This window comes from Pelagimonas phthalicica (assembly GCF_004364805.1).
Classification (GTDB): domain Bacteria; phylum Pseudomonadota; class Alphaproteobacteria; order Rhodobacterales; family Rhodobacteraceae; genus Pelagimonas; species Pelagimonas phthalicica.
This window is the reverse complement of sequence record NZ_SOAP01000001.1, coordinates 905,424-923,983: the sequence shown is the minus strand read 5'-3', so window position 1 is coordinate 923,983 and position 18,560 is coordinate 905,424. Positions and strand designations below refer to the sequence as shown.

Genomic DNA, 18,560 nt, shown 5'->3' with positions numbered 1-18,560 from the left:
CCCTTTACCGCATACGCCACACCAGTGGCAGGATCATCACGATCATCGCGGCGGCCAACAGGAACGGCGCTCCGGGGAAATAGACCGCCGCATCCCCGACAAAGCGTTGAAACACGCCGGTCATCACCAGCGGGGCCGCCACTGCCGCGATTGAGGACAGCGAGGCGATCACCCCCTGCACCAGGCCTTGCAGGTCTTCGCCCACCCTGTTGGCGGCAAAGGCGGTCAGCAGGGGCGGGGCCATGTCGGACAGGGCGGCAAAGGGCAGGATGACCGCAACCGCCCAAACCGCCGTCGAAAACCCAAAGCCGGTAAAACCGATAATCGCCGCCACGACCCCAAGGATCAGCGTCTTGTAATCGCCCAGCCGTCTGGTCAGCTGCGGCAAGATCCCCGCCTGTACGACCGCGATCAACACGCCATAGCCCGACAGGGTCAGCCCGATCACAAACCCATCCCAGCCAAACATCTCGCGCCCCCAAAAGGCCCAAAGCGTGACATAGACCATATTGGCGCATTTAAAAAACAAAGAGGCAGATCAAGGGGATGGCAAGACCGGGCAGGATAAAGGCCTTCCAGATCGACGCAAACGGGTTCAGATCGCCTTTGCCAAACCTGCGGCGGTTTTCCGGTTTCAGCGACTCGGGCAGGATAAAAATCCCGAACAAGGCATTCAGCGCCGACAGCCCGGCGGCAATCCAGAAGGGCGCGGTGATATGCCAGCCCGAGGCCAGCCCACCCAATGCCGGCCCCAACACAAACCCGATCCCAAAGGCCGCGCCGATCATACCAAAGGCGGCACCGCGCTCCTCGGGCTTGGCGATGTCAGCGATATAGGCGGTTGCGGTGATATAGGTCGCCCCGGCCAGCCCCGCCAATATCCGACCAACCAGCAACACCCAATAGGTCTCGGCCAGGGCCATGATCACATAGTCTATGGTCAGTGTTGCCAATGCCAGCACCAGGATCGGCCTGCGCCCATAAGCGTCAGACAGGCTGCCTATGATCGGGCCGACCAGAAACATCGCTGCCGCATAGGCCGACATCATGATGCCACCCCAAAACGCTCCCTGCGCTGTGTCTCCCGCGCCGACTCGATCCATCAGATCCGGCATGATCGGAAACACGATCCCGACGCCAATCGCGTCGATCAACATGGTCGCCAATATGAACAAAAAGGGGCCTGAGAGTTTCATGGGTTACCCGCCAAAGACATGCCCATCTTGCAGAAACCATTCCCATGCCGAGCGCAAGCGGTTTAGGGTTGGGGGGTATTGTTTATTGGGATTGTTGAAATGACCAAACGCGTGGCCTATTCCGGCCCTCTCACCGATAACAGCCGCTGGGACAGTGTGGCGCTGCGTCCTGATGACATCATCGTCGTCACGCCACCCAAATCCGGCACCACCTGGATACAAACCATCATCGCGCTCTTGCTCTCTGGCGATCCCGAGGTCGAGACCGAGCTGTCGATCAGGATGCCTTGGGTCGATATGCGTATGCGTGACCTGTCTTAGGTGTCCGAGCGTTTGGCCGCCATGCCCCAGCGCCGCAGTTTGAAAAGCCATACGCCGCTTGATGGTCTCCCCCTCGACGACAGCGCGCATTATGTCTGCGTCTTTCGCCACCCGCTTGATGCGCATTTTTCCTTTCGCAAACATGTGGGCAACGTGCCTTTTCCGGTCTTTGACCCTTGGTATCCAGCGGATGATCAAGCCGGGGCGACGTTTCAGCATTTCCTGACCGGCGACGCGCAGGGAGACCAATGTGATGCCATGCCGCTTTCGCTGATCCTGCGTCATTTCATGGCGGCCAAGGCCGTGGCGGATCGGCCCAATGTCTCGCTTTTTCACTATGCCGATATGAAACGCGATTTGCCTGGCTCCTTTGAACAGGTGGCGCGGCTATTGGGCGTGCGCCATGCCCCTCAGGTGATGGACCAGCTCATTCAGGCCGCCGATTTCGACAATATGAAACAGAACGCCGATCGGTTCTGCCCCTCGGGCGGCAAAGGGTTTTTCAAGTCAGATTCGGATTTCTTTGACAGCGGCAGCAGTGGCAAATGGCAGGGCCAACTGAGTGAAAAAGAGCTCGCGGATTACGATGCGATTCTGGATGCAGTCCTGTCCCTCAAAGATCGCCGCTGGCTCGAATTCGGGTCAGCCTGCGATCTAAACTGCTCGTAACCTGGAACCGAATTCTTGTCATAGAGTTAATGTCCCCGGATCGCTTGCGATCCGGTTCGCGCCCGACCCCGCCCCCCAAGGGCGGGCGCGAATTCGTCTTAACGTTTCAACAAGTTGCAGAGCTATCCGATGCCTCCACCCGTTCGCCAAGATTAGACGCGCCCACCCTCGGTGCCGGGCGCGAACCTGTGTGGTTACTAGTAGTCTATGTTGCGGATTTCAGTTCCAGGTTGCTAGAGACAGGATGCATTGATTTTGCTCATGGTTTCAAAGGGGTGGCGCTGTGGTCGTCGCTCAGGGCCTAACTTTGGGGCAAATGATGCATCTGCAGCGTGAAAAAATGCTTTGAAATTTCACAAATCCGTGGCAGCGTGAAAATATGATTGATTTTTTCACGACTCAAAGCACGTAGCCTATGGACCAAACACATCGCCACTCCACCACCCTTGGGGCCGACATTCGCGCCTTGCGCCGCACGCGGGGGCTGACCCTGCAGCAGATGGCGGATGCTTTGGGTCGCTCAGTTGGTTGGCTGTCTCAGGTCGAGCGTGACAAATCCGATCCGGGCATTGATGACCTGCGCGCCATCGCCTCTGTGCTGGACGTCTCTATTTCGACCCTGTTTTCAAATGCGCCGTCTCCCGCGCATGAAACAGGGCGGATTGTCCGCTCCGAGGCGCGCCGGGCCATTGGCCCGGGCGAAGAGGGGCTGCGCGAGGAATTGCTGTCTCCGGATCTCACAGATGATTTCGAGATGGTGCATTCCACCTTCCTGCCCGGGGCAAGCCTCCCCGCCCCGGTGCAGCGCCCCACCCAAGAGGTTGGCTATGTGATTTCCGGCAAGCTCGACATCGAAATTGGTGGTCATCTGTTCCATCTGGAACCCGGCGACAGCTTTCGCATCAAGGGCGAGCCGTTTCGCTGGATGAACCCCTATGAAACCCCGGCCATTGCGGTCTGGGTCATCGCGCCGCCGGTTTATTAAGGAGAGTATCATGACCAAAGGATCCTGCCTCTGCGGTGCTGTCCGCTTTGAAACCGAGGCCACACCGATCAAAGCCAGCATCTGCCATTGCGGCCAATGCCGACGCCAATCCGGTCACCTCTGGGCCTCGGCACAGGTGCCGCAGGACGCGCTGACCATCAGCGGCGAGCTGCGTTGGTATCAGGCCAGCCCAGATGCGAAACGCGGCTTTTGCCCGACCTGTGGCAGTTTCCTTTTCTGGCAGGGCACGGGCGAAGACATGATCAGCTTTGCCCTTGGCGCGCTCGACACGCCCACCGGTATCACCCTGGAAAAGCACATCTTTACCGCTTCCAAGGGCGACTATTACGACATCAACGACACGCTGCCTCGGCACGATTAACGGAGCACAATCATGAGCGAATTTCCCACAAAGGCCAAAGTGGTCATCATCGGCGGCGGCGCTGTCGGTGTCTCCACGCTCTATCACCTTGCCAAAAAGGGGTGGAGCGATTGCGTGCTTTTGGAAAAGAACGAGCTGACCGCCGGCTCGACCTGGCACGCGGCGGGCAATTGCCCGAATTTCTCGGCCTCCTGGGCGGTCATGAACATGCAGCGCTATTCGCTTGAGATGTATCGCACCCTGGCCGAGGACGTGGATTACCCGATGAACTACCACGTCACCGGGGCCTTGCGTCTGGGGCACAGCAAAGAGCGCAGGCAGGAATTCGAGCGGGTGGCCTCAATGGGTCAATATCAGGGCCTGCCACTGGAAATGATGTCACCGGAAAAGGCCAAAGAGCTGTACCCGTTTCTGGAAACCCATGACCTCGACGCGGTGCTCTGGGATCCGCTGGATGGTGATATCGACCCGGCGCAGCTGACTCAGGCCATGGCCAAGGGCGCGCGTGATCTCGGGGCGTCGATCCAGCGTTTCTGCCCGGCCACAGGCGTCACTCAGAAAGACGATGACAGCTGGATCGTCCACACCGACAAAGGCGATATCGAGGCGGATTATGTTGTCAATGCAGGCGGTTACTATGCCGCGCGCATTGGCGAGTGGTTCAAACCCTATGGCGGGCGCGACGTGCCGATGGTCGTTATGTCCCACCAGTATTTCCTCACCGAGGTCATCCCCGAGGTCAAAGCCTGGACCCAGGAGAACGGCAAAAAGCTCCCGATGATCCGCGACGTGGACAGTTCTTACTACCTGCGTCAGGACACCTACGGCCTGAATCTCGGCCCGTATGAGCGCAACTGCAAGGCACATTGGGTCACCGAAGACGATCCGATGCCCGATGACTTTTCCTTCCAGCTTTACCCGGACGATCTGGAACGCCTGGAATGGTATATCGAGGACGCGATGGCGCGGGTTCCGCCGCTTGGCACCGCCGGGGTGGGCCGCAATATCAATGGCCCAATCCCCTATGCGCCAGACGGCTTGCCGCTCATGGGGCCGATGCCCGGCGTCAAAAACGCCTTTGAGGCGCACAGTTTTACCTTTGGCATCGTTCAGGCCGGTGGCGCTGGCAAATGCATGGCGGAATGGATCGTCGACGGGCAGACCGAATGGGATATGTGGGCCGTGGATGCGCGCCGCTACACGGGTTACGCCGATCACGACTATTGCCTGCAAAAGGCGATGGAGACCTATGGCCACGAATACGCCATGCATTTCCCCCATCACCAATGGCCCGCCGGGCGCAACAAGCGCCTGTCGCCCAATCATGACCGCATGATCGCCGATGGCGCACAAATGGGGGCCTTTAACGGTTGGGAACGCGCCTGCTGGTTTGCCGCTGAGGGCGAAGACACCTCCGAGGCCGGTACCGAAACCTGGGCGCGCCAAGGCTCCTGGACCGCGGCCGTCAAACGCGAGGTTGAGGCCGTGCGCGACGGTGTTGGTGTCATCGACATGTGCGGCTTCTCGCGCTTCACGCTCAAGGGCGATGGCGCGGCGGAATGGTTGCGCAGCATGGTCACCGGCGCCCTGCCCAAGGTGGGCCGCATGAACCTGATCTATTTTGCCGACAATCGCGGTCGCATCGTGACCGAGATGTCCTGCATCCGTCATGGTGAAGATGACTTCACCCTGATGACCGCCTCTGTCGCGCAATGGCACGATTACGAACTGCTCTGGCGCAACCTGCCTGCGGGTCTTGAGCTGGCCGACATCTCCAAAGACATCACCACCATGCTGGTCACTGGCCCGAAATCCCGTGACGTGCTGGCCGGGATCTCCGATGCCGATCTCTCGGCGGGCTGGCTGTCTTTGCAGACCGCCAAGGTCGCCGGTCACGAGGCCATGCTGTCGCGGGTGTCCTTTGTGGGCGAACTGGGCTGGGAAGTCCACGTCCCAACCCAAAACGCCGCCGAGGTCTATACCGCGATCCGCGATGGCGGGGCGGCACCCTTTGGCATGTTTGCCCTGGATTCCATGCGCATCGAAAAAGGCTATCGCACCTGGAAGGGCGACCTTTCCACCGATTACTCCATGCTCGAGGCCGGGCTGGGCCGCTTTGTGCGCCTGACCAAGGAACAGGATTTCCCCGGCAAGGCCGCGCTGGCCGCAGAGGCCGAGGCGGGCAGCAAAAAGGCCTTTGCGACCCTGATCATCGACGCGCCAGAGGCGGATGCGCCCTATATGTCGACCATTTTCCACAACGGCGAAGTGGTCGGGGAAACCACCTCGGGCACCTATGGCTACCGCGTTGATGCCTCGATCGCGCTGGCCATGCTGCGCCCCGATCTTGCCACACCGGGAACCGAGCTTGAGGTCAATATCTTTGGCCAGTTGTGCAAGGCTGTGGTGCAAAAGGACGAGCCGCTTTGGGATCCGGAAAACGAACGGCTCCGCGCCTGATCTGGACTTGCTAAGATCGTGTCAGGCCGTGCATATGGCCTGACACGAAAAAAGGGTTTTGAAATGGCTGAAATTACACTTCTGGACGGCGGAATGGGGCAGGAATTGATTCATCGTGCCGGTGACCGACCAACGCCGCTTTGGTCGACGCAGGTGATGATGGACATGCCTGGAATCGTCCAATCCGTGCACGAAGATTACTATCGGGCAGGGGCCAGTGTTGCCACGACCAACACCTATGCGATCCACCGGGATCGTCTGCGCGGGGCGTCCAACCATTACGCGGTTGATGGCGCCGAAATGCCCAATATCGAAGACAAGTTCGAAGCCCTGCACGATGCCGCCCTGACCGAAGCATGTGCTGCGCGTGACGCTGTCGGGTCTGGCCGGATTGCGGGCAGTATCGGCCCCTTGGGTGCCAGCTACCGTGCGGATCTGCACCCGGATCACGACACGGCCGTCCCGCTTTATCGCGAAGTTGCCGGTCTGATTGGCCCGCGGGTTGACGTGCTTTTGTGTGAAACCGTCGCCTCTTTGGATGCAGCGCGTTCAGCTCTGGTGGGGGCTTTGGCCGCCGAGAAACCCGTCTGGATTTCCGTCACAATCGATGACGAAGATGGAACCTTGCTGCGATCCGGCGAAAAGGTGGCCGATCTGGCCGCAATCCTCAAAGATGGGGCGGCTGCCGCCCTCGCCAATTGCTCGGCACCAGAAGCGATGCCAGCTGCCCTTGAACAACTTGCCAAAGCGGGATTGCCTTTTGGGGCGTATGGCAATGGTTTCACCATGATCACCAAGGCCTTCCTTGAAGGAGGGACCACTGCCGGAGATCTGCGGGCTCGTCAGGATATGGGCCCGGAGAACTATGCTGATCACGCCATGTCTTGGGTCGATATGGGGGCCACCATCCTAGGGGGCTGCTGTGAAACCGGCCCGGCGCATATCGCCGAAATTGCCCGCCGATTGCGCGAAGCCGAGCATCGGATCGTATGAGCGCTGCGGGGGAAAAGCAGCGCTGGCATGTCGACATTCTCGTCGCTGACGGGTTTGTCCTGACCGAAGTGGCAGGCATCGTGGACGCGATGCGCATTGCCAATCGGGTCGCCGCTTTCCCCCCGTTTACCTGGACGTACCGGTCGGCCTTTGGTGGCGTTGTCGAAAGCGGGGCCGAGGTCTGCGTCAAAGCCGAGTCCTTTGCCCAAAAGCCCGAGGCCGATTACGCCTTTGTTATCGGCAATGCCGATCCCGATTGTCCGGCCCTGTCCGTGGGCACCCAGATTGATCGCTATACCTTTCGCGGCGCGCAGGTTTTCCTGCTCGCCGAAGCTGCCAGCCGCTACATCAAGGAACGCGGCTATGATGGCAGCCATCTTTCCACCCATTGGGAAAATTCTGACGTCCTGCGCGAACGTTCCGGGCTTTTCGAGGCGGGCAATGCCATCGCCACCGAAGATGGGCTGGTCGTGACCTGCGCCGGTATGGGCGCGACGGTGGATGTGATGCTGGCAGTGCTGCGCCGCCATATCTCATCCGCCAATCTGATGACTGTCGCCAATGTGTTGCTGCACGAGAAAATCCGCGATTTCTCAACTCGCCAACCGCTTGGCGGCGCGCGCAGCTCCGGGTCCGGGGATCGCGAGCTCGACCAATGTCTGCAAATCATGCAGGCCAATATCGAAGATCCGATCCCGATTTCCGAATTGGTCAAGGTGCTGGGCATTTCCGCCCGCTCGCTCGAGCGCAAGTTCCGCACCCATCTCAACACCACACCCAACACCCATTACCGCGAATTGCGTCTGGCTCGCGCCAATAACCTGCTGCTCAACACCAATATGAGCGTGCGCGAGGTCGGTCTGGCCTGCGGCTTTCCCAGCGGTTTTTCCGGCCTCTACAAAGGCTTCTTCGGAATCACCCCCTTTGCCCTGCGCAAACAACGCCGCCTTGGGTCATCCAATCCATCACAGCTTGGGAAATCCGACAGCGCGTGACGGTTTTTCCACATTCTGCTTTTGGCTTTCATGCCAAGCTGCCTCAAATTCCTGACGTTTCGGAGACTGTGACCTCATGAGCAATCTTCCTCAAAAGGCCCGCGTGGTCATTATTGGTGGCGGTGTGATCGGCTGTTCCGTGGCCTATCACCTGATCAAAAAGGGCTGGAAAGACGTTGTGCTGCTGGAACGCAAACAGCTCACCTCTGGCACCACCTGGCACGCCGCCGGTCTGATCGCGCAGCTGCGCGCGACAAAGAACATGACCAAGCTGGCCAAATACAGCCAGGAGCTTTATGGCACGCTCGAGGAAGAGACCGGCGTTGCCACCGGCTTCAAGCGTTGCGGTTCAATCACCGTGGCCTTGACCGAGGAACGCAAGGAAGAGATCTATCGCCAGGCGGCCATGGCCCGTGCCTTTGGCGTTGAGGTCGAAGAGATCTCGAACGAGCGCGTGCAGGAACTCTATCCGCATATCAATCTCGACGGCGTCAAAGGCGCGGTTTACCTGCCGCTCGACGGGCAGGGCGACCCGGCCAATATCGCGCTGGCCTTGGCCAAAGGCGCGCGTATGGGCGGCGCGCTGGTCAAAGAGCGTATCAAGGTTACCGAGATCGTCAAATCCGGGCGCACGGTCACCGGTGTGGACTGGGTCGCGGATGATGGCTCTGAAAGCGGCCATATCGAATGTGACATGGTGGTGAACTGCGCCGGGATGTGGGGGCACGAGGTGGGCCGCATGGCCGGGGTCAACGTGCCGCTGCATGCCTGCGAACATTTCTACATCGTCACCGAAAACATCGAAGGTCTCACCCAGCTTCCGGTCCTGCGCGTGCCCGATGAATGCGCCTATTACAAGGAAGACGCTGGGAAATTCCTGCTTGGGGCCTTTGAACCCAATGCCAAACCCTGGGCGATGGACGGCATCCCCGACAATTTCGAATTCGACCAACTGCCCGAGGATTTCGACCATTTCGAACCCATCCTCGAAGCCGCCTGCAACCGCATGCCAATGCTGGCCGAGGCGGGTATTCACACCTTCTTTAACGGGCCCGAAAGCTTTACCCCGGACGATGCCTATCACCTTGGCCTCGCGCCCGAGATGGACAATGTCTGGGTCGCCGCAGGCTTCAACTCGATCGGGATTCAATCTGCCGGGGGCGCGGGCATGGCGCTGGCCGAATGGATGGATACCGGCGAAAAACCCTTTGATCTGGGGGATGTCGATATCAGCCGCATGCAGCCGTTTCAGGGCAACAAACAATATCTGTTTGAACGCTCCAAAGAAACGCTGGGCCTGCTCTACGCCGACCACTTCCCCTACCGCCAAAAGGCCACCGCCCGTGGTGTGCGCCGCACGCCTTTCCACCACCACCTGTTGGAACAGGGCGCGGTCATGGGAGAATTGGCCGGGTGGGAGCGCGCCAACTGGTTCGCCGATCCCGGTCAGGAACGCGAATACCAATATAGCTGGAAACGCCAGAATTGGTTCGAAAACAGCGCCGCCGAGCATCGCGCCATCCGCGAAAATGTCGGCATGTATGACATGTCTTCCTTTGGCAAGATCCGCGTCGAAGGCCCGGATGCCGAGGCATTCCTGAACTATATCGGCGGCGGCGACTATTCCGTGCCCAATGGCAAGATCGTCTATACCCAATTCCTCAACCGCACCGGCGGGATCGAGGCGGATGTCACCGTCACTCGGCTTTCGGAAACCGCCTATCTGGTCGTCACCCCGGCGGCGACCCGTCTGGCCGATCAGACCTGGATGGAGCGTCATAAGGGGGATTTCAACGTCGTCATCACCGATGTCACAGCGTGCGAAGGCGTCTTGGCCGTCATGGGGCCAAATGCGCGCCAACTCTTGCAAGCGGTCTCGCCTGCAGATTTCTCCAACGCGGTGAACCCGTTTGGCACCGCGCAAGAGATCGAGATCGGCATGGGCCTGGCCCGCGCCCATCGCGTCACCTATGTGGGTGAGCTGGGTTGGGAGATCTATGTCTCCTCCGACATGGCTGGTCATGTCTTTGAAACCCTGCACGCGGCAGGGCAGGATATGGGGCTCAAGCTTTGCGGTATGCATATGATGGACAGCTTGCGTCTGGAAAAAGGCTATCGCCATTTTGGCCATGACATCACCTGCGAGGATCACGTGGTTGATGCCGGGCTGGGCTTCGCGGTCAAAGTGGACAAGGGGAGCGATTTCATTGGCCGTGAGGCGGTCATTGCCCGCAAGGAAACCGGCCCGCAAAACCGTCTCTTGCAGTTCAAGCTGACCGATCCGGAACCGATGCTCTATCACAACGAACCGGTGCTGCGGGATGGCGAGATTGTCGGCTATCTGTGCTCGGGTAATTACGGCCACACTTTGGGTGGGGCCATGGGCATGGGCTATGTCCCGGCAGCGGGTGAAAAGCTCGCCGATGTGCTGGCCTCGACCTTTGAGATCGACGTGATGGGCACGCGGGTGCGTGCCGATGTGTCGAGCAAGCCGATGTATGACCCGAAATCGGAACGGGTCAAAGTCTGATCTATGCTCACAAGTGATTTGAAAGGCCCCGGTTTTCGGGGCCTTTTTTGATGCAGCTATTGTCGGTTTTCGTTCCCTTGCAGCGCTTGGTTTTCCGTTGCGTGAATCCATACGCATGCGTATGGTTTGGCAAAGCAGAGGATGGATCATGAGCGCACTCCTTGTCAGCCTTATTCTGGCGGTGATCGCCGCATTGCATTTGGCCTGGGCCTTTGGGCAGACATGGCCCGCCAAGTCGGAACGGGACCTGGCTCAGCGTGTGGCCGGGTTCAAAGACATCGATCGAATGCCCCCTCCAGCCGCAAGCGCCGCCGTGGCTGCGCTTTTGTTTTTGGGTGGGTTCATGGCTTTGGCAGCGGCGGGGCAGGTGCCGAGACTTGGGCCGGACTGGCTTTACTCTTTTGCGGTCTGGGTCATGGTCGCAGTTTTCACGCTGCGCGGTCTTGCGACCTACACAAGTTTCTGGCGAAAAAGAACGCCGATGGAACCCTTCGCCACGCTGGACCAACGCTATTACGGACCGCTGTGTTTGCTGATTTCCGGGCTGCTTTTGGGCGTGGCTATATTATAGGGGCAATCCCCCCAAAACGCGGGGCGTTTTGTACAGATTGGTCTGAATCGGGCCTCATCGCCCGGAATCGGCGACCCAACTCGCAGAATGCGCGCAAAACCGGGGGCAATTGGTACAAAACACCCCGATTTTGGTACAAATACCCCATCTTTCATCACGAAATGTGCGCCCCCATCACAAAATGTCATCGCGCTCAGGCTTCCCCTTTTTCTGACCACATGGTTAGGTTTTCGCCAAGGAGACCTTCCATGACATCGCCAACCAATACCGATAGCCCCAGCGGGCTGGCCTACGCTGTAACCGCCTATTTTCTTTGGGGATTCTTGCCGCTTTACCTCAAGCTGGTTGAGCATGTTCCCGCGGTCGAAGTAGTGGCGCATCGGGTGATCTGGTCCGTGCCTATTGCCGGGCTTGTCCTAATTTTATTGCGTCGTACCAGTGATTTACGCGATGCTTTGCGCGACCCAAAGATGCTTGGAATGGCCGCGTTGACGGCGGCGCTCGTCTCGATCAATTGGGCGATTTATGTCTGGGCGATTTCGATTGATCGCACAGTGGATGCCGCGCTGGGCTATTACGTCAATCCGCTGTTCAGCGTGTTGATGGGGGCTGTCCTGCTCGGAGAGCGCCCTAACCGTCTGCAAATAATCGCACTTTTCCTGGCGGCCATTGCCGTTGTGATCCTGTTCATCGCCACCCCTCGCCCGCCATGGATCGCCATGGGCCTGATGGTGAGCTGGGGGTTTTATGCCTATTTCAAGAAATCGCTCCCCATCGGACCCAATCAGGGTTTCATGCTCGAAGTGCTGATTTTGTCCGTGCCTTCAATCCTTTACCTGATCTGGATAGGGCCAGAGGGCAAGTTTTTGAGCAGTGCTTATGACACCTGGATCCTGATGGGCTGTGGGATCGTGACCGCTGTACCACTTTTGTTTTATGCTAATGGTGCCAAGCGGTTACGCCTGTCGACCATTGCGATTTTGCAATATATCGCGCCAACAATGATCTTTTTGGTGGCGGTGTTTGCCTTTGGCGAGGAGGTCGATCCGGCGCGTCAGATCGCTTTCCCATTGATCTGGGCCGCGCTTGTGATCTATTCCGTGCCCTTGGTCCGGCAGATGCGCCGGGCGTGATTTGCCGAGGCTTTGATGCAGCAGAACGACGTTTACACCCCACCGATGGATCCTTTGGAGGTCCTGCACGAAGATCTTGAGGTCTTGGTGGTGAACAAGCCGGCGGGGCTGCTGTCAGTGCCCGGCAAGACGCCGGATCTGGCGGATTGTCTGCTGACCCGGGTCGAGGTCGCCTTTCCCACAGCGCGGTTGGTGCATCGGCTGGATCGCGATACGTCGGGCGTCATGGTCTTTGGTCTGACCGCCCATGCGCAGCGCCATCTGGGGGCGCAGTTTGAGGCGCGCAAGACCAAGAAAACCTATGTAGCACGGGTGGTTGGTCAGCTGGAGCCCAAGGAGGGTGAGGTCGACCTGCCGCTGATCGTGGATTGGCCGAACCGGCCGCGCCAGATGGTCTGTCACGAGACCGGCAAGCCGTCATTGACCGAATACAAGGTCGTGCGATCGAACGAAGACGAGACTCGTGTCAAGCTGTTCCCCAAGACCGGGCGCAGCCATCAATTGCGTGTGCATATGCTGGCCCTGGGTCATCCGATCCTGGGTGATCCGCTTTATGCGCCGGAAACCGCGGCTGGGTTTGAGCGGATGATGCTGCATGCCGAAGAACTGCGGTTCAGCCATCCCGAAAGCGGGCGCGGTATTCGTGTGCGGGCCAAAACACCGTTTTAGGACGTGAGCGGAGACGGGGCGCTGCCCCGCCCTGCGCATGGCGCAGGACACCCCGGGATATTTTTGGCCCAAAGAAACACGGGCCGCGCATAAGAGTGGCGCGGCCCTTTTTTGTTTTAGTCGTCCGCCCAGCCCGAGATCGATTTGATCTCGACAAAATCCATGATGCCATGGGCTCCGCCTTCGCGGCCATTGCCGGACATTTTCATGCCGCCAAAAGGGGCACCATCGCCGCGCGACATGCCGTTCATCTCCACCATACCCGAGCGCAGCTGACGTGCCAGGCGGTTGCGGCGTGCGCCATCGGTGCTTTGGACATAGTTGGTGAGGCCATAGGGCGTGTCATTGGCGATCTGTACGGCTTCTTCTTCGGTCTCGAACTTCATGATCGACAGGACCGGGCCAAAGATTTCCTCATTGGCGATGGTCATTTCCGGGGTCACATCGGCAAAGATCGTGGGGCGGACATAGAAGCCTTTGTTCAGCCCGTCCGGGCGCCCGACGCCGCCAGCGACAAGGCGCGCGCCTTCGTCGATGCCGGATTGGATCAGGCCCTGGATCTTGCTCCACTGGGTTTCATTGACCACGGGTCCGATATGACGGCCTTCGATATCTGCGGGGCCGACCGTGACCTTGGCCGCGACCTGCGCCGCCTCTTCAACCACACGGTCATAAGCCGAGGCTTCGACCATCATGCGCGAAGGCGCGTTACAGCTTTGGCCGGTGTTTTGCATCATGTGCAGCACGCCGCGCTTGACCGCTTTTTCATCCGCATCTGCAAAGATCAGGTTCGCGCCTTTGCCGCCCAGTTCCAGATGCACGCGTTTCAGCGTTTCGGCGGCGGATTTGGAGATCAGCTTGCCCGCGCGGGTCGATCCGGTGAAACTGACCATGTCCACATCGGGATGCGCGGTCAGTTGGCTGCCGACGCCGACACCGTCGCCATTCACGAGGTTGAAAACACCGGCGGGGAAGCCCGCCTCATGCATCAGTTCAGCAAAGACCATGGCGTCTAGCGGGCTTTCCTCGGAGGGTTTCAGCACCATGGTATTGCCTGCCACAGCCGCCGCTGCGACCTTGAGCGTGACCTGGTTCATTGGCCAATTCCATGGGGTGATCAGGGCGCAGACCCCGACCGCCTCGTGGCTGATGCGCGCGCCAAGTGTGCCGTCTTCGAACGGATGTTCCCAAGCGAAATCTTTGGCAGCGGTGATGAAATTCTTGATGTGGTAAGACCCGGAGCCAACCTGGGCTGAGCGGGACATATCGATTGGTGCGCCCATTGCGACCGACATGGCCTGAGCCAGATCTTCGCCGCGATCCATATAGACCGCGAGCAGGTTTTCCAGCAGGGTGATGCGATCCGCGACCGGTGTGGCCATCCAGCCGGGCAGGGCGGCCTTGGCGGCGGCCACGGCGGCATCGGTGTCAGCCTGGCCCCCCAAGGAAATCACCGCGCAGGGCTCTTCGGTTGTCGGATTAATGACGTCATAGTCGCGACCCTCAATCGGATCGACCCATTCGCCATTGATATAAAACTGTTTTTTCTCGATCATGCGTCTCTCCCATGCATGAAGGCGACCGCCCTAAAGACGGAGTATCGGCAAAGTCTGACATCCCATATGCGGGTGCGCAAGTCGGGGCTTTACAACTGACGTCGGGAAAATATGGTTTCGCCAGCACATAGCCAACAAGCGACATCAAATTAGAAAGGATGCGACATGGGTTTGCGTATCAATGATGAAATTCCCAATCTTACAGTGATGACTGACCAGGGTGAGATCACTTTGCATGACTGGATTGGCGACAGTTGGGCGATTCTCTTTTCGCACCCCAAGGATTTCACACCGGTTTGTACCACCGAATTCGGCGCGGTGGCTCAGCTTGCCGAAGAATGGGACAAGCGCGGCACCAAAGTGATGGGCATTTCGGTCGATGGGGTCGAAGAGCATAAGGGTTGGAAAGCGGATATCGAAAAGACCGCAGGCGCGCCGGCCGGTTTCCCGATCATCGCCGATGAAGACCTGACCGTCGCCAAGGCCTTTGACATGTTGCCCGCCGAATATGTGCTGCCAGATGGCCGCACCCCGGCGGATAGTGCCACTGTGCGCGTGGTGTTCATCATCGGGCCGGACAAGCAGTTGAAACTGTCCATGACTTACCCGATGACAGTGGGCCGCAACTTTGCCGAAGTGTTGCGCGCGCTGGATGCGCTACAGACCTCGGCGCGTGAGAACGTGGCGACCCCGGCGAACTGGACCCTGGGTCAGGATGTGGTGGTGCCGGTCGCCGTGTCTGATGAGGATGCGATTGCCAAATATGGTGAGATCAACACTGTGCTGCCTTATCTACGCATGGCGAAGCTGCCTGAGTGAAGCCGGAAGCCAGGGGACTCTGATCGTTGGTTTTGAGTGGGTGGTAAGAATGGATTGGTTGCGCAAGCTTTTTTCAAGCCCGGTGCCGTTGAACGATTCATACCACCTATCCCCGTCTTACAAGGTGTTCACAAGCGCGTTTGATCAAGAAATTCTTGCCAAGGATCTGGAACGCAGCAGAAAATACGCTGGGGAACCTACCGCGTCTGCCGACCGAACTTGGCGCGAATTACAGCAGTTTTGGGCAACCGATCTCGCCCTTCTTCAGGCAGAAACAACACGCCTTGCGGGGCGGTTGCAACCTTCGTTGAATTTGCCGAAATCTTCGACTTTGACTTTGTTGATAGATCACTCCGGATCAATGAGAGGGGACAAAATCCAGCTGGCTGCCTTTGTCGCAGAAGTGACTGTGCAATTGGCGATCAAGCTCAACCTGCCCTTTGAGGTACTCGGATTTACCACTGTTGAATGGAAGGGCGCGCCGGTTCGAGATTTGTGGAGCGCACAAAGGGCTCTATCAAACCCGGGCCGCCTATGTGCATTAAATCACGTCGTCTATTCGGACTTTACAGACGGAGATCATCCAAACTCTTTGCGGGCAATGTTTCTTGCAGATCTGCTCAAAGAAAATGTCGATGGAGAGGCTATTCTTTGGGCGGTGCAAAGAGCCAAGGCTTGGTCAGCCGGTCCGCATATGGTTTTGATCATCTCTGACGGAGCCCCGGTCGATGATGCAACCCTGTTTCACAATGACCCAAGTTATTTGTGGAGCCATCTACACGAGGTTATCGACGAATTTGGCATAGACCCTGATGTTTTGTTGGCCGGTTTGGGTATCAATTACGATGTCTCGTCTCTGTATGATACGTCAGACACGATAACGGTGTTTGAGGATATTCACGCCAAGGTGCTTCCGCTGCTGGAAAACTGCCTGCGCAAGATGTGATCCAAAATTGGACAGGCTTCGGGTTGCCCTTTTGTTCGCATCTTGGCATGGTCTGCCTCGCGTTGATCAGGAGAGTTGTCATGCCCTTTACCCTTGCCACCTGGAACATCAATTCTGTGCGTTTGCGCAAAGGTCTGGTGGCGCAGTTGATGCGCGAAGAGGGGCCGGATGTGCTCTGTTTGCAAGAATGCAAATCCCCGGTCGACAAGATCCCGGTCGAGGTGTTTCAGGAGCTTGGCTATGATCACATGGTGGCCAATGGGCAAAAGGGATATAACGGCGTGGCGATCCTGTCCAAGCTGCCGATCCAAGAGGTCGGGCGTGAGGATTTTGCCGAGCTGGGCCATGCGCGTCACATTGCCGGGCAGCTTGAGAATGGGGTGACCATTCACAATTTCTATGTGCCCGCAGGTGGCGATAAGCCTGATCGCGAGGTCAATGTGAAGTTTGGCCAAAAGCTGGATTACCTGACCGAGATGCGCGATTGGTTCCATGCCAATAAGCCGGAAAAGAGCATTCTGGTGGGGGATCTGAATATTGCCCCCGAAGAGGATGATGTCTGGTCGCACAAACAACTGCTCAAGATCGTCTCGCATACCCCGATTGAGGTGGAGCATCTGGCGCAGGTGCAGGATGCCGCCGATTGGGTGGATGTGACGCGGCGCGACATTCCCGAGGGCAAGCTGTATAGCTGGTGGTCCTACCGCGCCAAGGATTGGGATGCGGCGGATAAGGGGCGCCGCCTCGATCACCTCTGGGCCACACCCGACATCGCCGAAGCCTGCGGCAACAGCCGCATCCTGCGCCACGTGCGCGGCTGGGAGCAACCCAGCGACCATGCGCCTGTGTTTGCTGAGGTGGATTTGTAGATACCGCTCAAGACACGGATAAGTTGATTTTTTGGACCTTACATGTTTCCATGCTTCCAATAGGTTGGAGGTATTATTATGGCTGACGAGAAATTGCCGGAGTACTTGAAGCAGGGAGAAGCGGCACGGCTCTTTCCGGTATTGGCGACAACTTCGAAAGAAGGACGAACGACGTCAATTGTTCTAGGCTGCATGACAAAAGTTGAAGAATTTGGAGCGCATCTTTTGCAATCGGTAGGCCAACGTGTTGGTAAGAGATCGCGCTTGGAAGCCTATACGGAAATTGTACTCTCGTCTGGACGGGGCGACAGTCAGGATCGTCCCGACGGCTTGATCGAGTTGCGTGTTGGCAGCAGAACTTGGCGAGCTCTAATCGAGGCTAAGATTGGAAGTACTGCACTTGAAGCGGAGCAAATCGAACGTTACCGCTTGTTAGCGAAGGAAAATGGCATCGATTGCGTTATTTCTATTTCCAACCAGTTCACAACCTCACCTTCAAGTCATCCTCTCGAGTCGGTACGAAAAAGCCGGTCCAAGATCCCCGTATTTCATTGGTCATGGATGCACATACTCACCATTGTAGACCTTTTGGTATCTGGAGAGGATGTTGAAGATGCCGATCAATTGGTTCTGCTCAATGAATTGCGTCGGTTCCTGACCCATGAAAGTGCGGGTGTCAAAGGGTTTGAGCGAATGCCACGTGAATGGACGGAGTTGAACAAGTTTGTTTCGGGTGGTGGTCAATTACCATCTCAGAGCGATTTGGTCTTAACAGTTCTGGACGCGTGGCACCAAGAAACACGAGATCTGTCTCTCATTCTAACGAGGATGACTGGAACCCGTGTATTAGAAAAGTTGCCCCGTAAACACAAAGATAATCCTGGCCAACGGCAAAAAGATGAGTTGTCTCTTTTAAGAGAACGTTTGTGCTTGTCATGTTGCTTGTCCATTCCAGATGCCGCTGCGCCCATGGATGTTCGAGTTGATTTGATGCGTCGATGTGTAGAAGCAGGGATGGTATTGAAAGCTCCCGAAGACCGAAAGTCGACTAAAGCACGTTTGAACTGGTTGATGCGTCAATTGAAAGGGCAAGCTAACGAGAATGACTTTGTACGCCTTAAGTGGCCCGGTACAAGCGAGCCCTCACTTTTTGCTCTGACCGACATAATGGAAAACGTCGAAATTGCCTGCCAAGACAAACCGCATTTGGCACCTCACGGATTTGAGGTCTTTACGTCGGAGAAGCTTGGAGCAAAATTTGCGCAACAAGCAAATTTTGTTGCTGAGTTGGAGCGTATTGTTCCTGAGTTTTATAACCGATTGGGGGTCCAGCTCGTGGCGTGGCAGCGTAGACCTCCCTCAATCAAAGATGAGCGCTCTAAACCGGAGGATGTATCGCCTCAGGGATTAGCGGTTGACGCCGAAGAATTTGAAGGTTGATCTCTCCTCTTGTCGGTAGCCTTGAC

14 protein-coding genes and 2 pseudogenes are annotated in these 18,560 nt (G+C 57.7%); 14 read left to right on the top strand and 2 right to left on the bottom strand.

Annotated elements, in window-relative coordinates; all coding sequences use genetic code 11:
• Positions 1 to 4: 4 nt before the first annotated feature.
• Positions 5 to 1,196, bottom strand: a pseudogene (locus CLV87_RS04565) (TCR/Tet family MFS transporter).
• A 99-nt stretch (positions 1,197 to 1,295) separates the two neighbouring features.
• On the opposite strand from CLV87_RS04565, the pseudogene CLV87_RS04555 reads away from it, so the two are divergent.
• From CLV87_RS04555 to CLV87_RS04510, 10 genes and pseudogenes are all read left to right on the top strand, one after another.
• Positions 1,296 to 2,186: pseudogene (locus tag CLV87_RS04555) on the top strand (sulfotransferase domain-containing protein).
• Positions 2,187 to 2,601: 415 nt separating this feature from the next.
• Positions 2,602 to 3,171, top strand: coding sequence for a helix-turn-helix domain-containing protein (locus tag CLV87_RS04550; protein ID WP_099243240.1), 570 nt, complete (start codon positions 2,602 to 2,604; stop codon positions 3,169 to 3,171).
• A 10-nt stretch (positions 3,172 to 3,181) separates the two neighbouring features.
• Complete coding sequence (locus CLV87_RS04545; protein ID WP_099243241.1) at positions 3,182 to 3,553, top strand: GFA family protein; 372 nt, start codon at positions 3,182 to 3,184, stop codon at positions 3,551 to 3,553.
• Positions 3,554 to 3,565: 12 nt separating this feature from the next.
• Complete coding sequence (locus CLV87_RS04540) at positions 3,566 to 6,013, top strand: GcvT family protein (RefSeq protein ID WP_099243242.1); 2,448 nt, start codon at positions 3,566 to 3,568, stop codon at positions 6,011 to 6,013.
• A gap of 63 nt (positions 6,014 to 6,076) precedes the next feature.
• On the top strand, positions 6,077 to 7,006 hold the full coding sequence (locus CLV87_RS04535) for a homocysteine S-methyltransferase family protein (RefSeq protein ID WP_099243243.1): 930 nt from the start codon (positions 6,077 to 6,079) through the stop codon (positions 7,004 to 7,006).
• Entirely contained in the window at positions 7,003 to 8,001 is a 999-nt protein-coding gene (locus tag CLV87_RS04530; protein WP_099243244.1) for a GlxA family transcriptional regulator, read from the top strand. Before CLV87_RS04535 ends, CLV87_RS04530 begins: the two co-directional genes overlap by 4 nt.
• Before the next feature lie 76 nt (positions 8,002 to 8,077).
• Positions 8,078 to 10,531, top strand: a complete 2,454-nt coding sequence (locus CLV87_RS04525; RefSeq protein WP_099243245.1) for a GcvT family protein — start codon at positions 8,078 to 8,080, stop codon at positions 10,529 to 10,531.
• Positions 10,532 to 10,679: 148 nt separating this feature from the next.
• On the top strand, positions 10,680 to 11,102 hold the full coding sequence (locus CLV87_RS04520) for a DUF3995 domain-containing protein (protein WP_166652670.1): 423 nt from the start codon (positions 10,680 to 10,682) through the stop codon (positions 11,100 to 11,102).
• Positions 11,103 to 11,350: 248 nt separating this feature from the next.
• Positions 11,351 to 12,235: an EamA family transporter RarD gene (gene rarD / locus CLV87_RS04515; RefSeq protein WP_099243247.1), complete on the top strand. Its 885-nt coding sequence runs from the start codon at positions 11,351 to 11,353 to the stop codon at positions 12,233 to 12,235.
• 15 nt (positions 12,236 to 12,250) lie between these two features.
• Positions 12,251 to 12,904, top strand: coding sequence for an RluA family pseudouridine synthase (locus CLV87_RS04510; RefSeq protein ID WP_099243248.1), 654 nt, complete (start codon positions 12,251 to 12,253; stop codon positions 12,902 to 12,904).
• A 116-nt stretch (positions 12,905 to 13,020) separates the two neighbouring features.
• Here the strand turns inward: CLV87_RS04510 and CLV87_RS04505 are convergent, their stop codons facing one another.
• Positions 13,021 to 14,460, bottom strand: a complete 1,440-nt coding sequence (locus CLV87_RS04505) for an aldehyde dehydrogenase family protein (RefSeq protein ID WP_099243249.1) — start codon at positions 14,458 to 14,460, stop codon at positions 13,021 to 13,023.
• 165 nt (positions 14,461 to 14,625) lie between these two features.
• Between CLV87_RS04505 and CLV87_RS04500 the strand changes: the two genes are divergently transcribed.
• The 4 genes from CLV87_RS04500 to CLV87_RS04485 all read left to right on the top strand — a co-directional run bounded on the left by CLV87_RS04500 (position 14,626) and on the right by CLV87_RS04485 (position 18,534).
• Positions 14,626 to 15,279: a peroxiredoxin gene (locus CLV87_RS04500; RefSeq protein WP_099243250.1), complete on the top strand. Its 654-nt coding sequence runs from the start codon at positions 14,626 to 14,628 to the stop codon at positions 15,277 to 15,279.
• 49 nt (positions 15,280 to 15,328) lie between these two features.
• Positions 15,329 to 16,225 (top strand): cobaltochelatase CobT-related protein, encoded by an 897-nt coding sequence (locus tag CLV87_RS04495; RefSeq protein WP_166652669.1) that lies wholly within the window; start codon positions 15,329 to 15,331, stop codon positions 16,223 to 16,225.
• Positions 16,226 to 16,305: 80 nt separating this feature from the next.
• The gene (locus CLV87_RS04490) at positions 16,306 to 17,094 is read left to right on the top strand and encodes an exodeoxyribonuclease III (protein WP_099243252.1); all 789 of its coding nucleotides are present in this window, start codon (positions 16,306 to 16,308) and stop codon (positions 17,092 to 17,094) included.
• 78 nt (positions 17,095 to 17,172) lie between these two features.
• Complete coding sequence (locus tag CLV87_RS04485; RefSeq protein ID WP_099243253.1) at positions 17,173 to 18,534, top strand: hypothetical protein; 1,362 nt, start codon at positions 17,173 to 17,175, stop codon at positions 18,532 to 18,534.
• The last annotated feature ends 26 nt before the right edge of the window (positions 18,535 to 18,560 follow it).